Below are 15,538 nucleotides of genomic sequence, written 5' to 3' on the forward strand. Positions count from 1 at the left end.
AGGAGGCTGTGACAGCAGGATGCGGCCGAAAACCGGATGCGAGATCTACTTCTGACCCGCAACATCAGCAGGTCACGAGCGCGCCGAAGGTGACGACGGCGCGGGCCACACCCCGAGCCGAAATCATCCAGGAGCGCCCCCATGGTCCAGCGCGTCACCGTTCCCAGCCTCTTCGCGCCGCCCGTCTACGCGCACGCGTCCGTCGTCGAGGCGGGGACGAGGCTGGCCTTCCTCGCCGGGTCCGTGCCGCTCGACGCCGACGGGAAGCTGGTCGGCGCGGGCGATCCCGTGCGGCAGACCGAGCAGGTACTTGCCAACCTCGACGAGCAACTGCTCGCCGTGGGGAGCGACATGGCCCATGTCGTGTCGACCGATGTGTACGTCGTCAGCGGTGAGCCCGCCGTGCTGTCCGCGGTCTGGGATGTCGTCGAGGCGTCGGGGCTGAGCATCGGACCACACTCCTCGACGCTGCTCGGCGTGACCTGCCTCGGGTACACCGGGCAGCTCGTGGAGATCACGGCGACCGCCGTCGTGCCCGAGGTCGAGCCGGTGGCCGAGATCGAACCCGACTGCGCCTGACATCCGGCTCCGGGGCCGCGTCCGGCGAAGCGGAACGGACCATCGTCCATGAACCGGCCCACGTCCACGCACCGACCGGACATCGACCGGCCGGCCTGTCCACGAGCCCGCACATCCGGGTTCCCGCAGATCTCCCAGTGGAGACGGGTTGCCGTCACCGACGTCGAGCATGCCGCGGTCGTACGATTCGATCTCCGGACACCCCAGCCCTGCGGAGGGTGCCGCACCCGCGAAGACTTCCGGGCCGGCGCAGGATGCCGGCCCGGCTTCGTTCGAACCGCCGCCGTGCACTCCACCACCGTACGACCGGTCCTCCCGCGTCCGGGTGTCCACTGCCCGGTCCCGGTTCAAGGCATGCCGTGTGCTGGACCGCGGGCACTAGAGTCGGGTTATGGCTTCTCAGAGTGCTGACGGGGTGATGAAGGGCACGGCCGCCGACGGCCGGCGCGGCGCGGGCGGGGCGAATGCCGCCACGACCGACTCCGGGGCCGCTTCCACGGCGACTCCCACGACCACTGCCGCCGCCAAGCCCGCCACCGCTGCCGGGCCCGCCGGCGGCGAGAGCGTGCGGGTCGACGCCTGGATCTGGTCCGTCCGTCTCGTCAAGACCCGTTCGATGGGTGCCACGGCCTGCCGAGGCGGTCATGTTCGAGTCAATGGCGAGCGCGTCAAACCCGCGTACTCGGTGCGCGTGGGCGACGAGGTACGCCTGCGGCACGAGGGCCGGGAACGGGTCGTCGTCGTGAAACGCGTGATCCGCAAGCGGGTCGGCGCGCCCGTCGCCGTCGAGTGCTACGTCGACAACAGCCCGCCGCCTCCGCCGCGCGAGGCCGTGGCGCCGGCGGGCATCCGCGACAGGGGCACGGGGCGCCCGACCAAGCGGGACCGCCGCGAGACGGAACGCCTGCGGGGGATGCAGGCGGGCTCGTCCGGCCCGATCAGCTCCTCCGGCCCGTCCACCGGTACGACGGGAGCGACCGGGTCCACGGGCGCTTCCCGCCGCTCGGCCGGTCCCCGCTGGAACGGTCCTCCCTGGATCGGTCCCCGCTCCACCGGTTCATCGGGTTCCTCCGGCACCTCGGGCTCCTGAACCTCGGAAAGCCGACGTGCCGTCGTACGGCGTCGGGGGAGCCCTCCGTCCTTCCCGCGTCGTCACACCTGGCGTCCCACCCGTCGGCGTACCAGGCGCAGCAGTTCGGTTGCGTGGCCGCGCCTGGCCCAGGCGATCAGGGCGAGCGGCAGCAGCAGGATGAGCGGCGTCGCCACGTACGGGCCGTGGACGACGGTGACGTTGACGATGAACGCGCCGACCATCAGGGCGCTGAGCGCCACCGCCGCCACCGAGTCCAGCAGCGGGATCACCAGGGCGAGGCCTCCGGCGAGTTCGAGCGTGCCGATGATGTACATGCCCGTGTGACCCCAGCCCAGTTTGTCGAACGACTCCGTCGCCGAAGGATGGGCGATCAGCTTGGGCAGAGCACTCGCGAACGCGTAGAAGAGGCCGAGGACGATCTGCAGGCCGGTCAGGGAGATACGGGCGAGGCGGGAGCGGGGGGTTGCGGTGGCCTGGGTGGTGGCCTGGGTGGTGGTGGCGAGGGGAAGGGCGGTCTCGGACACGGTGGTCTCCTGTGCGAAGCGGGGGCTGCTCTTTTCACAGAGACAGACCTGGAGACTGTCGGGAACTCATCGGCACGGAACGGGGTTTGTTCCACCCGGCGACCCACTGCCCCCTCGCCTCCCCTCGCTTCCCCTCCCCCACCTCCCGCCTGCCGGACCCCGGACCGGGTCCACGGCAGGACGGACTACAGCGCGAACCAGCCCCGCCCTCCATACCAATGCCCTCCACCGCGCAGGTGGTCCACCACCGCACGCTCTACGCTGTTGCGCCGTGGCAGTTCGTCGAGCGGAAGCTCCGGATCGCCGAAGACGAAGCCGATGGGCACCGTGTCGTCCGGGGTCGTCTCCTCGCACTCGAGGTGGAAGCGGTCCTGGAAGCGAATGATGTTGGAGTCGGCCGGCAGATACCGCTTGAGCTGCCGGTCGAGCAGCCAGGAGTCGCAGACCGCGATCTCGTGGCGCTCGTCGGGATAGTGGCGGGCGAAGAACTCCCGGGCCAGGGCGAGTGAACGGTCGCAGGCGGCCGGGGAGAGCGGGCCGCGGAAGTCGGTGATGTGCAGGCTCAGGCAGGGGGCGCCTGGGCCCAGGTCCAGACCCGCCGCCGCGACGGCGGCTGCCGTGCGCCGCCCCAGCAGCACCCGCTGGAACTGGAGCCGGCCCAGCTGGAACAGTTCGCCGTGGAAGTGCAGGGCGATCCACCAGGGGAACAGCAGTCCGGGGCCGCCGGCTCTTCTGTGGTGCACGGACACATGACGGCCGAGATCGGCGAGCGTGCGCCGTGAGACGTCCTCCGGGACACCGCGCTCGCGGTGATGGGCGCGGACGTACGGAAGCGCCGCTATGAAGACGTACAGATGGAAACATCGCCCGAGAGGTCCCGTCGTCGCGGGGAACGTGGGCGGCTCCCAGCCCTTCCCCGTCTCCCCCATGTCCCGGACGAAGCGGGTGACGCAGCGCGCGAGGAGGGTCATGGCCTCCGGGTCGGCGGCCAACCGGTCGCGCAGCGCGACGAGTTCATTGATGTGCTCATGGGGCACGGACAGGTCGAGCAGGATGTCGGGCAACGCGTCGGCGTCCGGGAGCGACGCCTCCCGCAGGGCCGTGCTCTCGCTCTCCAGGTCTCTCAGCCAGTCGGCGAGCCTCGCGTCCGCCCGCAGCGCCTTCAGCAGCACCGTCGCCTCCCCCGGCGGCCGTCGTCCGGGCCGCGCTCCCTTGGTGAACGTGCACCACGAAGAGTACGTTTCCTCGTAGGAGTAGTGATCGTGATGCGTACGGGCAGTGAACCGATGACAGCGCGCAGTGCTCTGCGGATGCGCTTCTGGCTGAGCGTCTGGGGCCTGATCTGGGCGGTCTTCGGAACGGTCGCGTTCACCCTGGTGGGGCGGCCGGGATGGGCGGCGGCGTGCGGTCTGCTGTGGGTGATCGTCACCGTCGACATGACCATGATCCTGCGGCACATGAGGCAGGGCCCGCACTATCAGCCGGGCCGTGACGTCCCGCCGTACGAGCCGGTGGACGACCGGCCCCGGTACCGCCCGCCGGAGCGCCACCGTCCGTCGAGACCGTCGCACCCCTGAAGCGGCCGGGCGATCCCCGCCCCTGTCCGACGAGGTCGTGCGCGCGGAGCAGCGAGCGCCCCTGCCCGGTGCGGTCGGAGCGGGATGCCGTCAGGCTCACTGCCGTCACCGTCGCCGCCGCCTCGCGCGGACCCGCTACGACTCGAACCGCGCCGCTTCCAGGTACTGCGGCTTCGGGTCGAGTGCGGCCGCCAGTCTGAAGTGCCGCTTCGCCTGCTCGGGACGTCGCTGGCGCTCGTAGGTCCGGGCGAGTGCGAAGTGCGCGAACGCGTTGTCCGGCTCGCGCTCCAGGACGATGGTGAACTCCAGCTCGGCGGGGCGCAGTTGCGCGGCGGCGAAGAAGGCACGCGCGCGCAGCAGCCGGGCCGCGGTGTTCTCCGGGTGAGCGGCGACGACAGGGTCGAGCAGCTTCACCGCACCCCGCGGGTCGCGCGCGGCGAGCAGTTGCTCGGCGGCGCGGAAGTCGATGACGTGCGTCTCCGGAGTGCGTCCGGTCGATCCGCTGGTCTCGGGCACGGCATAGTCCTTCCCTCGCTGCAAGGGTTCAACGCCCCTCGCGAGGGGCGCTATTCCTGGGGCTGCCGGGCTCTGCGCACCAGATCGGCCCATACGTCCCGTACGCGCCGCTCCAGTCGATCCAGGGGTACGTCGTTGTCGATGACGATGTCCGCGATCACCAGTCGCCTGTCGCGCGGGGCCTGTGCGGCCATGCGGGCACGGGCGTCCTCCTCGGTCATGCCGCGCAGGCGGACGAGGCGGTCGAGCTGGGTCTCGGGGCGGGCGTCGACCACGATCACGAGGTCGTACAGCGCGGCCAGGCCGTTCTCCGCGAGCAGGGGCACGTCGTGGACGACGACGGCGTCCCCGGGTGCGGCGTCCTCGAGTGCGCGCGAGCGGGTGCCGACCAGGGGGTGAACGATCGAGTTCAGGACGGCGAGCTTCTGCGGGTCGGCGAAGACGATCGAGCCGAGCTTCGGCCGGTCCAGGCTGCCGTCCGGAGCGAGCACGTCCTCGCCGAAGGCGTCGACGACCGCCGCCAGCCCGGGAGTTCCGGGCGCGACGACCTCCCGCGCGATCCTGTCCGCGTCGATCAGCACCGCGCCGTGCTCGACGAGCAGCCGTGACACTTCGCTCTTGCCGGCGCCGATACCACCGGTCAGACCCACCTTCAGCATGACTCGCAGCTTAGGGCCTGTCACTGACAGACCCTGCGCCCGGGAGCCCTGAGCCCTGGAGGGGAATTCAGGAGTCGCCTTCGCGCTCCGCCAGGAACCGCTCGAACTCCTGGCCGATCTCGTCCGCCGAGGGGATGTCCACCGGTTCCGCGAGCATGTTGCCGCGGGTCTCGGCGCCCGCGGCGGCGTCGTACTGGTGCTCCAGACCCGCGACGAGCGCGACGAGTTCCTCGTCGCCCTCCTGGATCTGACGGTCGATCTCGGTCTGGGTGCGGTGCGCCTCGGTGCGCAGGGCGTGCGCTATCCCGGGAAGCACCAGTCCGGTCCCGGCCGTGATGGACTCCAGGACGGTCAGCGCCGCGTCCGGGTACGGGGAGCGGGCGATGTAGTGGGGCACATGGGCGGCGACACCGAGGACGTCGTGACCGGCCTCCATGAGGCGGTACTCGACGAGGGACTCGGCGCTTCCGGGGACCTGCGCCTCGTCGAAGGGGCTGCGGTGGCCGGGCACCAGGTCGGTGCGGTTGCCGTGCGGGGTGAGGCCCACGGGTCGTGTGTGCGGGACGCCCATGGGGATGCCGTGGAAGTTCACGCACAGCCGCACTCCGAGCCGTTCCACGATCTGCTGGACGGCGGCCGCGAAGCGCTCCCACTCGGTGTCCGGTTCGGGTCCCGACAGCAGCAGGAAGGGCGCGCCGGTCGCGTCCTGCACGAGCCGTACCTCCAGGGCCGGCTCCTCGTACTCGGTCCAGCGGTCGCGCTTGAACGTCAGCAGCGGACGGCGGGCGCGGTAGTCCACGAGCCGGTCGTGGTCGAACCGGGCCACGACCTGGTGGGGCAGCGAGTCGAGCACCCGCTCGACGATCTGGTCGCCGGTTTCGCCCGCGTCGATGTACCCGTCGAAGTGGTAGAGCATGACAAGACCGGCCGACTCCTGGGCGAGCGCCATGTCTACGACGGCCAGGCCCTTCGGCTCCCATGCGTACAAACCCTGCGGATCAAGCACTGTGACCGCTCCTCCTCGTGTTCGTACTGCACAACGTGGCACGGAGCACGGACATTCCCGTCCCGTGCTCCGTGCCACCGTCTCGTGCCCTCTCGGCCTCCACGAGCGGCCGACGGGAGTTCCGGGGCGGCGGGCGCACCGCGGCCGGGACCGCCACCAGCACACCACAGGTGTGTTACGAGGACAGCACGCGTGCGTGGAGCGCGGTGGCGGCGTCGCGGGCGGACGTGAAGGCGCCGTGCCGCCAGGCGTCGGCGTAACCGAGCCAGTCGCCCGCGAAGTAGACAGGCCCGGCGGGCCGGTTGAGCGGCTCGTAGCGACGTCGTCGGGTCCGCCGGGGATGTTGTGCCAGGCGCCTTCGATCTTGATTGCCCCGGGGATCCTGGCAACGGCCTGTTACGGCCCGGCAGTTACTCATGTATCCACCACGTTCCCCTCCCCGCACACCGCCCTGGTCCAGACCTTGACGCGAACCTGCAACACCCTTACAGGAGCGACCGCGTCCAGATCACCGGCAGCACGATCGGGCCGGACGTGGGCGGCGAGAACGTCGACATCGAGGAAGGCACCACGGGCGCCCGTATCACCGGCAACACCTTCGACGGCAGCGGCCTGACCGGCGCCGACTACGACGACTCCTGGGTCGACGTGAAGGGCGACGACGTCCTGGTGGAGAACAACAAGGGCACTTCCACGACGAACGACGGCTACGAGACCCACACCCAGCAGACCGGCTGGGGCTGCGGCACCGTGTTCCGGGGCAACACCTCGGACCTGCGGGGCGCGACGGGCGACAAGCAGCCGGCGGTCAACGTCACCGACCACACCACCGGTTACGGGACCACCGTGTACGCCTCGAACACGGTGACGGGCGGCAAGGGACTCACCAACATCACGGTGACCCCCTGACCTGCCCCCGCGAAAGGACCCCCATGGAAGTGGGCCCGCACCGAATCGGTGCGGGCCCACTTCTTTCAGCTACTTGCTAGCGGTGAGCTTTCAGCTCTGGCCGCCGGCGAGCTTCTCGCGGAGGGCGGCGAGCGCCTCGTCCGACGCCAGGGCGCCGGAGTTGTCGTCCGACTCCGAGGAGTAGGAACCGCCGCCACCCGAGGCGGCCGGAGCCGCGCTGGAGGTGCTGGCACCCTCGGCCTCGGCCTGCGCGTCGGCCTCGCGGGACTTGATGACCTGAGCCTGGTGCTGCTCGAAGCGCTGCTGCGCCTCGGCGTACTGCGTCTCCCACACCTCACGCTGGGACTCGAAGCCCTCGAGCCAGTCGTTGGTCTCGGGGTCGAAGCCCTCGGGGTAGATGTAGTTGCCCTGGTCGTCGTACGACGCGGCCATGCCGTACAGCGTCGGGTCGAAGTCGACCGACGCCGGGTCGGCACCGAAGGCCTCGTTGGCCTGCTTCAGCGAGAGGCTGATGCGGCGGCGCTCGAGGTCGATGTCGATGACCTTGACGAAGATCTCGTCGTTGACCTGGACGACCTGCTCCGGGATCTCCACGTGGCGCTCGGCCAGCTCGGAGATGTGGACCAGGCCCTCGATGCCCTCGTCCACGCGGACGAACGCACCGAACGGGACGAGCTTCGTGACCTTACCCGGGACGACCTGACCGATCTGGTGCGTCCGGGCGAACTGCTGCCACGGGTCTTCCTGCGTCGCCTTGAGCGACAGCGAGACGCGCTCGCGGTCCATGTCGACGTCGAGGACCTCGACGGTGACTTCCTGGCCGACCTCGACAACCTCGGACGGGTGGTCGATGTGCTTCCAGGAGAGCTCGGAGACGTGCACCAGACCGTCGACGCCACCCAGGTCCACGAAGGCACCGAAGTTGACGATCGAGGAGACGACGCCGGAGCGGACCTGACCCTTCTGGAGGGTGGTGAGGAACGTCTGGCGCACCTCGGACTGGGTCTGCTCGAGCCAGGCGCGGCGGGACAGGACCACGTTGTTGCGGTTCTTGTCCAGCTCGATGATCTTCGCCTCGAGCTCCTTGCCCACGTAGGGCTGGAGGTCGCGGACACGGCGCATCTCGACGAGGGAAGCCGGCAGGAAGCCACGGAGGCCGATGTCGAGGATGAGACCACCCTTGACGACCTCGATGACGGTACCGGTGACGATGCCGTCTTCTTCCTTGATCTTCTCGATCGTGCCCCAGGCACGCTCGTACTGAGCGCGCTTCTTGGACAGGATCAGGCGGCCCTCCTTGTCCTCCTTCTGGAGAACCAGGGCCTCGATCTCGTCGCCGACCTTGACGACCTCGTTCGGGTCGACATCGTGCTTGATCGAGAGCTCACGGCTCGGGATCACGCCTTCGGTCTTGTAACCGATGTCGAGCAGGACCTCGTCCCGGTCGACCTTCACGATGACGCCGTCGACGATGTCGCCGTCGTTGAAGTACTTGATCGTCTCGTCGATCGCGGCGAGGAATGCTTCCTCGTCACCGATGTCGTTGACCGCAACCTGCGGGGTGGTGGCGGTGGTCTCGGTGCTGCTCGTCATGTGGGTAAGGGCTCCGGTACGGACAGTGAGTCGTAGGTACTGCTTACGCCGGGAGCCCGTTTCGCTCTGTAGAAGGCCGGACAGCCAAGGAAGCGCCCCGACAAACGCCGGAGGCGCCTCGAAAACCGAGGGGACATACATACAGATGCGAGCACAGCCTGCTACGTCTGAGGAGCGCAGGCCCGCAGCGCAACTTGTAGCATACGGGGGCAGCCGGGCAGGGTCAATGCGCGAAGGCGCACACCCGGGGCGGATCGCCGCAATCCCGGCACAAGACCTGTCTCACAAGGCCACGCGGGCAGTAGGACGCCTCTTTCGTGACACGCCCGAGACGGGTTGGACGGAAGAGTACGACGAGGGAGCCGATCATCCAAGAGCCCGAACCCATCGAACCGGAAGCCACCCGACGTGACGCGGACCTCATCGAGAGTTCCCGGGCGAATCGGGGCTGGTGGGACCGGAACGCGGACGACTACCAGATCGAACACGGCACGTTCCTCGGCGACGACCGATTCGTGTGGTGCCCCGAGGGCCTCGACGAGGTGGAGGCCGAACTGCTCGGACCTCCGGAGGACCTCAAGGGCAAGGACGTCCTGGAGATCGGCGCCGGCGCGGCGCAGTGCTCGCGCTGGCTGGCCGGGCAGGGCGCGCGTCCGGTGGCCCTGGACCTCTCCCACCGCCAGCTCCAGCACGCGCTGCGCATCGGGGGCACCGTGCCCCTGGTGGAGGCGGACGCGAGCGCGCTGCCTTTCGCGGACGCCTCCTTCGACCTCGCGTGCTCCGCGTACGGCGCCCTGCCCTTCGTCGCCGACCCGGTCCTCGTGCTGAGGGAGGTCCACCGGGTGCTGCGCCCCGGCGGCCGTTTCGTCTTCTCCGTCACGCACCCGGTCCGCTGGGCGTTCCCGGACGAGCCCGGCCCCGAGGGCCTGACGGTGTCCGCGTCCTACTTCGACCGCACTCCGTACGTGGAACAGGACGACGAGGGCCGCGCGGTCTACGTCGAGCACCACAGGACGGCCGGTGACCGGGTGCGCGACGTGGTGGCCGGCGGCTTCCGCCTGGTCGACCTCGTCGAGCCCGAGTGGCCCGCCTGGAACACCCAGGAGTGGGGCGGCTGGTCCCCGCTGCGCGGGAACCTCATTCCGGGCACGGCGATCTTCGTGTGCGAACGGGACTGACGCACGGGGCAGGCGGGATCGGCAACGGAACGAGAACCACGAGAAGGGGAGCCGGACCGGCTCCCCTTCTCGATGTCTCGTTCCGGCACACGCGTCCTCACGTCTCGGCCCGGCACGCGCGTGTGCCGGGCCTGTCCGGGAACTCCACGCCCGCGGGAAAGCTGTCCCGGACTTCGTGAGCGGCGGGTTCGGCGCTCGTACGAGACTGGGGGCGTGATCCGTTACGAAGCCCTGGACGTCCTGCCCGTGCGCGGTGCCCTGCCCGCTGTGGACGCCGCTCTGGAGGGGCACGGCAGCGTGGTGCTGGTGGCGCCGCCCGGCACCGGCAAGACGACGCTCGTGCCGCTGGCCCTGGCGGGTCTCCTGGACGACGGGCGCCCGGCACGCCGGGTGGTGGTCGCCGAGCCTCGGCGGATCGCGGCCCGGGCCGCCGCCCGGCGGATGGCGTGGCTGCTCGGCGAGCAGCCCGGCCAGAGCGTCGGCTTCACCGTGCGCGGGGAGCGGGTGGTCGGCGCGCGCACGCGCGTGGAGGTCGTCACGACCGGGGTCCTGCTCCAGCGGCTGCAGCGGGACCAGGAGCTGGCGGGTGTCGACGTGGTCGTGCTCGACGAGTGCCACGAGCGGCATCTGGACGCGGACACGGTGGCCGCGTTCCTGCTGGACGTGCGGGCCGCGCTCCGTCCCGAGCTGCGGCTGGTCGCCGCGTCCGCGACGACGGACGCCGGGGGCTGGGCGCGGCTGCTGGGCGACGCGCCGGTCGTCGAGGCGGAGGGTGTCTCGTACCCGGTGGAGACGGTGTGGGCGCCGCCCGCCCGCCCCGTACGGCCGCCGCACGGGATGCGGGTGGACCCGGCACTGCTGACGCATGTGGCGTCCACGGTGCGGCGGGCGCTGGCCGAGCGCTCGGGTGACGTCCTGTGCTTCCTTCCCGGGGTCGGGGAGATCGCGCGGGTCGCCGGACAGCTCGGCGGTCTCGGGGACATCGACGTACTTCAGGTGCACGGGCGGGCCCCCGCGGCCGTGCAGGACGCGGTGCTCTCGGCCGGTGTGCGGCGCCGCGTGGTCCTCGCGACCTCGGTGGCCGAGTCGTCGCTGACGGTTCCGGGGGTGCGGGTGGTCGTGGACTCGGGGCTCGCGCGGGAGCCGCGGGTGGACCACGCGCGCGGGTTGAGCGCGCTGGCGACCGTACGGGCCTCGCAGGCGGCCGGACGGCAGCGGGCGGGGCGGGCCGGGCGTGAGGCGCCGGGCGCGGTGTACCGGTGCTGGGCACAGGCGGAGGACGGCCGTCTGACGCGTTTCCCGGCCCCCGAGATCAAGGTGGCCGACCTGACGGCGTTCGCCCTCCAGGCGGCCTGCTGGGGCGATCCGGAGGCGACGGGGCTGGCCCTGCTCGACCCGCCGCCGGGCGGGGCGATGGCGGCGGCGCGGGCCGTCCTGTCGGCCGTGGGCGCGGTCGACGCCACGGGGCGGGCCACGGAGCGCGGGGTGCGCATGTCCCGGCTGGGCCTGCACCCCCGGCTCGCGCGGGCGCTGCTGGACGCGACCCCGGTGGTGGGCGTGGCGCGGGCCGCCGACGTGGTCGCCCTGCTGAGCGAGGAGCCCCCGCGCGAGTACGGCGACGACCTGGCCGCCGCCTGGCGCACCGCCCGGCGCGGAGGCGACGCCTACGCGGCCCGCTGGCGCGCCGAGGCCCGCCGGCTGCGCTCCGCGGCGGCCGGCGCCGGGACCGGGCCCGGGGCTGGGTCCTCCCCCGGCTCTTCCTCCGCCCCGGGGGCGGACGCCGTCAGGCCGGGGCACGGCGGAGGCGATCGTGACGGCGGCCCGGCGGACGGCGGGGCGCGGGCGGAACCCGGGGACGACCGGGTCGTCGGGCTCGTCGCCGCGCTGGCGTTCCCCGAGCGGGTCGCGCACATGCAGGGCGGCTCCCACCTGATGGTCAACGGGACCCGCGCCGACGCCGGCGAGGGATCCGTCCTGCGCGGTGCTCCCTGGCTCGCGGTCGCCGTCGCCGACCGTCCCGTCGGCAGGGGGCACGCGCGCGTGCGGCTCGCGGCGGTGATCGACGAACGGACGGCACGGCGGGCCGCCGACGGTCTGCGCTCCGAGGGCGACGAGGTCCACTGGGCCGAGGGCGATGTCGTCGCACGGCGGGTGGAGCGGCTGGGGGCGGTGGAGCTGGCCGTGCGGCCGTTGCGGAACGCGGCCCCCGGGCTCGTACGGGAAGCGCTGCTCGAAGGGCTCCGGGAGGAGGGCTTCGGTCTGCTGCGCTGGTCTCCGGACGCCGGGGTGCTGCGGCAGCGGCTCGCGTTCCTGCGCCTTCGGTTCGGTGACCCGTGGCCGGATGTGTCCGGTGACGCGCTGCACGCGCGCGTGGCGGAGTGGCTGGAACCGGAGCTGAGCCGTGCCCGGCGGCGGGCGGACCTGGCGCGGATCGACGCCGGGCAGGCGCTGAACCGGCTGCTGCCCTGGGCGACGGGGGAGGCGGCCCGGCTCGACGAGCTCGCGCCCGAGCGGATCGAGGTGCCGAGCGGGTCGAGGATCCGCGTCGACTACGCCGACCCCGCGCAACCGGTGCTCGCCGTGAAGCTGCAGGAGATGTTCGGGCTGCACGCGTCGCCGGCCGTCGCCGGCGTGCCCGTTCTGGTGCATCTCCTCTCCCCCGCGGGCCGGCCCGCGGCGGTCACCGCCGATCTCGCGTCCTTCTGGAAGGACGGCTACAAGGGCGTACGGGCCGAGCTGCGCGGCCGGTACCCCAAGCATCCGTGGCCCGAGGACCCGGCGACGGCCGAGCCGACGCGGTTCACGAACGCGCGGCTCAGGCGGTGACGGGCTCGGGGTCGGCCGCCGGAGCGGGTGCCGCGTCACCGGGCCTGCGGCTCCGGGCCTCCAGGTACAGCGAGAGGGACAGCAGGGCCGCGCCGAGGAGAAGGAACCCCCAGGGGAGGTAGGAGGTCATCATCAGGACGAGGGTGCGGTTCGACTCGACCAGGTCGACGGTGTGCCTGACGTAGTCCTCGCGCATCTTCACGTCACCGGAGAAGGCGGTCACCTTGTCCCGGCCGCCCAGGAGCGTGCCGCCGCGGAGTTCCTCCTTGTGTATCTCCTCGCCGTAGACGGGCGCACCGGTGACCGGCTCGACCCAGAACCTGCGGACGGTGGTGTACCAGCGGGTGGTGCCGGTCTTGGCCAGGGACTGCGGGGTGACGCCCTGGACGGGCATGACCTTGGGGAACGCCACCTTCGTCCAGGGGATGGTCTGCTCGAAGTAGTAGACCTTGACGCCCCGGAAGCTACGGGTGTCCTTGTAGTGGATGGGCGCCGAGGTGCGGGTCTGAGCGTCGAAGTACTCGTAGTCCCGTTTCTCCGTCCGGAAGGGCCACTTGAACTCGATGCCCTCGCGGGTGACCGGGTCTCCGTCGACGGACTCACCCGTGGCGTGGACGGGTTCCTGGCTGTGCGCGTCGAAGATGTAGCGCTCGGGGAGCTTGGAGACCATCTTCCCGTCGGGACCCTGGACGTAGGAGAGGGAGTCCCATACGACGACGTCACGGCCCGCGGTCCGCTCGATCCTGTCGGAGGCCTCGACGTTGCCCTTGAGGGTCTGGACGACCGTGACCTTGGAGACCTTCTTGGCCTGCATGGTGCCGTAGTCGAGGAGGGTCGCGTCCCTCGCCTCCAGGACCATGTCCTGGTACTGGCCGGCGGGGATCTTGGCAAGGCGCGGGAAGGCGTACCAGCGCAGCAGTGGGGACAGCGCCGCGAAGAACACGGCGAGCGCGAGCAGGATCAGGCTTGCCTTGCGGCGCATCTCGACGGCCCTCCCGGTGCGTGCGTCAGGGGTGCTTGGGGACGGTGGTGAGCATCGGCTTCGGTGAGGTGTGTCCGGCCGGCGAGCCCAAGGCGGTGATGGTCAGGACGAGCGCGAGTGCCGCGGCGAGACCGGTCGCGGCGGCGATGAGGGCACGCATGCGGGCCTCCCGAGGGCCAGGAGCTGATACATCTGATACATCGTCAGGTCCGGCACCGTAGCAACGGCGGGGCGAGATGAGAACACGTCGCGCACACAACGGATCAGGGCGCCCCCGCGGCGTGAGCCGAGGGGGCGCCCTGGAGGCGCGCACGGGCCGCGCGATGGCGGCGCCGTTCTACGTGGCGGGGGCGGCCACCGTCAGTTCGACGGCGAGGGTCGCTCCGCCGGTGGTGGTGACGCGGAGGAGGAAGGTGCCGGTGGTGTCGTCGGCGTACAGCTTCGGCAGCACGAGCCGGCCGTCGGCGTCCGTGGTGAGGGCGGTCAGGGTGCGCACGGTCTTGCCGTCCGCGTCCTTGAAGTAGGGGCCCTTGTCGTTCTCGCCTGTGTCGGCGGCGGATTTGACGAGGGTCGCGGTCGCGGCGACCTTGCCCGCCGCGGCGCCCTGATAGGTGGCCTTGACCTCGACCTGGTCGGCGAACTCGCCGCCCGGGACGCAGGTGAGCGCGGTGTCGGTGGTGCGGGCCAGGGTGTCGGCCTGGCGGGCGGTGACGGTCGCCGTGTAGTCGAGGCCGGCCATGACCCGGCCCACGACGGTGACGCGGACCGTGAAGTCGCCTGTCTTCTCACCCGCCGTGAGCGCGGGGGCGGTGGCCGTGCCGAGCCCGTCGGTGAGCAGCGTGGCGACGCTCTCGCCACCGGTGAAGGTGGCGTCGGTGTCGCCGAGAACGGTGAACCGCACGCGGACCTTCGCCACGGCCTTGCCGGCCTTGTCGTCGGTCCGTACGGCGATCTTCTGCGCGAACGTGCCGCCGGCCGTCGCCGTGAGCTTCCCGTCGCCGGTGTTCGTCAGGTGGTCCACCGTCTGGGTGGGCGTCGGCGTGGTGGTGGGCGGGCTCGTCGGCGGCGGCGTGGCGGGCGGGGTCGGGGTGGCGGGCGGGGTCGGCTCGGGGGCGGGGCTCTTCGGACCGCCCGGCCTGGGGCTGCCCGGCGGGGACGGCTGCGGCGGGGTGGGACCGGGGCTCGCCGTGGCCGGGTCGTCGCTGTGGTGCGAGGGCAGCGTGCCCGTGCCGTTGGGCACCTCGTGCGTGCCCTTGCGGTAGTACTCCAGCCACGACAGGACGGTGTTCAGGTACGCCGTCGAGTTGTTGTAGCTGAGGATCGCCTGGTTCATCTGCGCCTGGACCGACATGTCGTGGTCGAAGCGGCACAGGTAGTGCCCCGCGGCGAGTGCCGCGTCGTAGATGTTGTTGGGGTCCTTCTTGCCGTCGCCGTTGCCGTCGCGGCCCGCCCACGCCCAGGTGGAGGGGATGAACTGCATGGGCCCCACCGCGCGGTCGTACGTGCTGTCGCCGTCGAACGCGCCGTTGTCGGTGTCCGTGATGCTGGCGAAGCCGTTGCCGTTCAGGACCGGCCCGAGGATCGGCGACAGGGTGGTGCCCGTCGCGTCGACGCGGCCGCCGCGGGCCTGGCCCGACTCGACCTTGCCGATGGCGGCGAGGAGCTGCCAGGGCAGGTTGCAGGTGGGCTTGGACTCGTGCAGCGACGCCTCGGCCTGCCTGTAGGCGTCGAGGACGGTCGCCGGGATGCCCGCCTCGGCGGCACCCGTGGCGGCGGCCGTGCCGTCTCCCGCGCTCGCGCTCGGCGCGGGGTTCGGGCTCTGCAGCGGCGGAAGGTCCGTGTAGTAGCGCGAGTTGCCGGTCGCGGTGCCGTCGCCGCCCGAGCCGCCCGCATCGGTCACGTCCTGGCCCACGTCGGCGCCCGCCGACTGTCTGCCGTGGTCGTCGGCGATCACTCCCGGGGCCTGGGATGCGGACAGAGCCGCGACCGCGGCCGCGGCCACAGCGGTGGTTGCCGCGCTCTTGCGCAGCCTCCTGCCGAATTGCGCCGCCATTGAGTGAACCCCTCCCACCGACGGCCGGCCGAGCCTGCCGTCT

Annotated in this window: 14 protein-coding genes and 1 pseudogene; 6 read left to right on the forward strand and 9 right to left on the reverse strand. The window is 71.5% G+C overall.

Annotation, left to right across the window (positions count from 1 at the left end):
• The first annotated feature begins 141 nt into the window (after positions 1-141).
• Together ACFYW8_RS16375 and ACFYW8_RS16380 are read left to right on the forward strand one after the other, a co-directional pair.
• A complete protein-coding gene (locus ACFYW8_RS16375; protein WP_389074424.1) occupies positions 142-579 on the forward strand; it encodes a RidA family protein in 438 nt (145 codons plus the stop codon).
• Between the two features lie 391 nt (positions 580-970).
• Entirely contained in the window at positions 971-1,669 is a 699-nt protein-coding gene (locus tag ACFYW8_RS16380; RefSeq protein ID WP_389074428.1) for an RNA-binding S4 domain-containing protein, read from the forward strand.
• Positions 1,670-1,731: 62 nt separating this feature from the next.
• Here ACFYW8_RS16380 and ACFYW8_RS16385 read toward each other — a convergent pair whose 3' ends face one another.
• Both ACFYW8_RS16385 and ACFYW8_RS16390 read right to left on the reverse strand, forming a co-directional pair.
• On the reverse strand, positions 1,732-2,196 hold the full coding sequence (locus ACFYW8_RS16385) for a DoxX family protein (RefSeq protein WP_389074433.1): 465 nt from the start codon (positions 2,194-2,196) through the stop codon (positions 1,732-1,734).
• A 185-nt stretch (positions 2,197-2,381) separates the two neighbouring features.
• Complete coding sequence (locus tag ACFYW8_RS16390; protein WP_389074438.1) at positions 2,382-3,368, reverse strand: acyltransferase domain-containing protein; 987 nt, start codon at positions 3,366-3,368, stop codon at positions 2,382-2,384.
• 93 nt (positions 3,369-3,461) lie between these two features.
• Here ACFYW8_RS16390 and ACFYW8_RS16395 point away from each other — a divergent pair, with 93 nt between their 5' ends.
• Complete coding sequence (locus tag ACFYW8_RS16395; RefSeq protein ID WP_389074443.1) at positions 3,462-3,773, forward strand: DUF6343 family protein; 312 nt, start codon at positions 3,462-3,464, stop codon at positions 3,771-3,773.
• Positions 3,774-3,908: 135 nt separating this feature from the next.
• On the opposite strand, the gene ACFYW8_RS16400 is transcribed toward ACFYW8_RS16395, so the two are convergent.
• The 3 genes from ACFYW8_RS16400 to ACFYW8_RS16410 all read right to left on the reverse strand — a co-directional run bounded on the left by ACFYW8_RS16400 (position 3,909) and on the right by ACFYW8_RS16410 (position 5,954).
• A complete protein-coding gene (locus tag ACFYW8_RS16400) occupies positions 3,909-4,289 on the reverse strand; it encodes a tetratricopeptide repeat protein (protein WP_365874298.1) in 381 nt (126 codons plus the stop codon).
• Positions 4,290-4,339: 50 nt separating this feature from the next.
• Positions 4,340-4,948 (reverse strand): dephospho-CoA kinase, encoded by a 609-nt coding sequence (coaE, locus tag ACFYW8_RS16405; RefSeq protein WP_365874296.1) that lies wholly within the window; start codon positions 4,946-4,948, stop codon positions 4,340-4,342.
• 67 nt (positions 4,949-5,015) lie between these two features.
• Positions 5,016-5,954: a PAC2 family protein gene (locus ACFYW8_RS16410; protein WP_389074453.1), complete on the reverse strand. Its 939-nt coding sequence runs from the start codon at positions 5,952-5,954 to the stop codon at positions 5,016-5,018.
• A gap of 489 nt (positions 5,955-6,443) precedes the next feature.
• Between ACFYW8_RS16410 and ACFYW8_RS16415 the strand changes: the two are divergent.
• Positions 6,444-6,863 (forward strand): annotated as a pseudogene (locus tag ACFYW8_RS16415) (sheath polysaccharide-degrading enzyme); the annotation flags it as partial.
• Between the two features lie 90 nt (positions 6,864-6,953).
• Here the strand turns inward: ACFYW8_RS16415 and rpsA are convergent.
• Positions 6,954-8,456 carry a 30S ribosomal protein S1 gene (rpsA, locus tag ACFYW8_RS16420; RefSeq protein WP_389074458.1) on the reverse strand — a complete coding sequence of 501 codons (1,503 nt, stop codon included), beginning with the start codon at positions 8,454-8,456 and terminating at the stop codon, positions 6,954-6,956.
• Between the two features lie 317 nt (positions 8,457-8,773).
• Between rpsA and ACFYW8_RS16425 the strand changes: the two genes are divergently transcribed.
• Together ACFYW8_RS16425 and ACFYW8_RS16430 are read left to right on the forward strand one after the other, a co-directional pair.
• On the forward strand, positions 8,774-9,634 hold the full coding sequence (locus ACFYW8_RS16425; RefSeq protein ID WP_365874290.1) for a class I SAM-dependent methyltransferase: 861 nt from the start codon (positions 8,774-8,776) through the stop codon (positions 9,632-9,634).
• A 213-nt stretch (positions 9,635-9,847) separates the two neighbouring features.
• Positions 9,848-12,460 (forward strand): ATP-dependent RNA helicase, encoded by a 2,613-nt coding sequence (locus ACFYW8_RS16430; protein ID WP_389074465.1) that lies wholly within the window; start codon positions 9,848-9,850, stop codon positions 12,458-12,460.
• Here ACFYW8_RS16430 and ACFYW8_RS16435 read toward each other — a convergent pair.
• From ACFYW8_RS16435 to ACFYW8_RS16445, 3 genes are all read right to left on the reverse strand, one after another.
• Complete coding sequence (locus ACFYW8_RS16435) at positions 12,450-13,442, reverse strand: DUF3068 domain-containing protein (RefSeq protein ID WP_389074469.1); 993 nt, start codon at positions 13,440-13,442, stop codon at positions 12,450-12,452. The two genes, ACFYW8_RS16430 and ACFYW8_RS16435, sit on opposite strands and share 11 nt — an antisense overlap.
• Positions 13,443-13,467: 25 nt before the next feature.
• Positions 13,468-13,602 carry an SPW_0924 family protein gene (locus ACFYW8_RS16440; protein ID WP_365874284.1) on the reverse strand — a complete coding sequence of 45 codons (135 nt, stop codon included), beginning with the start codon at positions 13,600-13,602 and terminating at the stop codon, positions 13,468-13,470.
• A gap of 177 nt (positions 13,603-13,779) precedes the next feature.
• Positions 13,780-15,495: a lytic transglycosylase domain-containing protein gene (locus tag ACFYW8_RS16445; RefSeq protein WP_389074475.1), complete on the reverse strand. Its 1,716-nt coding sequence runs from the start codon at positions 15,493-15,495 to the stop codon at positions 13,780-13,782.
• Between the last annotated feature and the right edge of the window lie 43 nt (positions 15,496-15,538).

It is taken from the genome of Streptomyces sp. NPDC002742 (assembly GCF_042888885.1).
GTDB lineage: Bacteria > Actinomycetota > Actinomycetes > Streptomycetales > Streptomycetaceae > Streptomyces.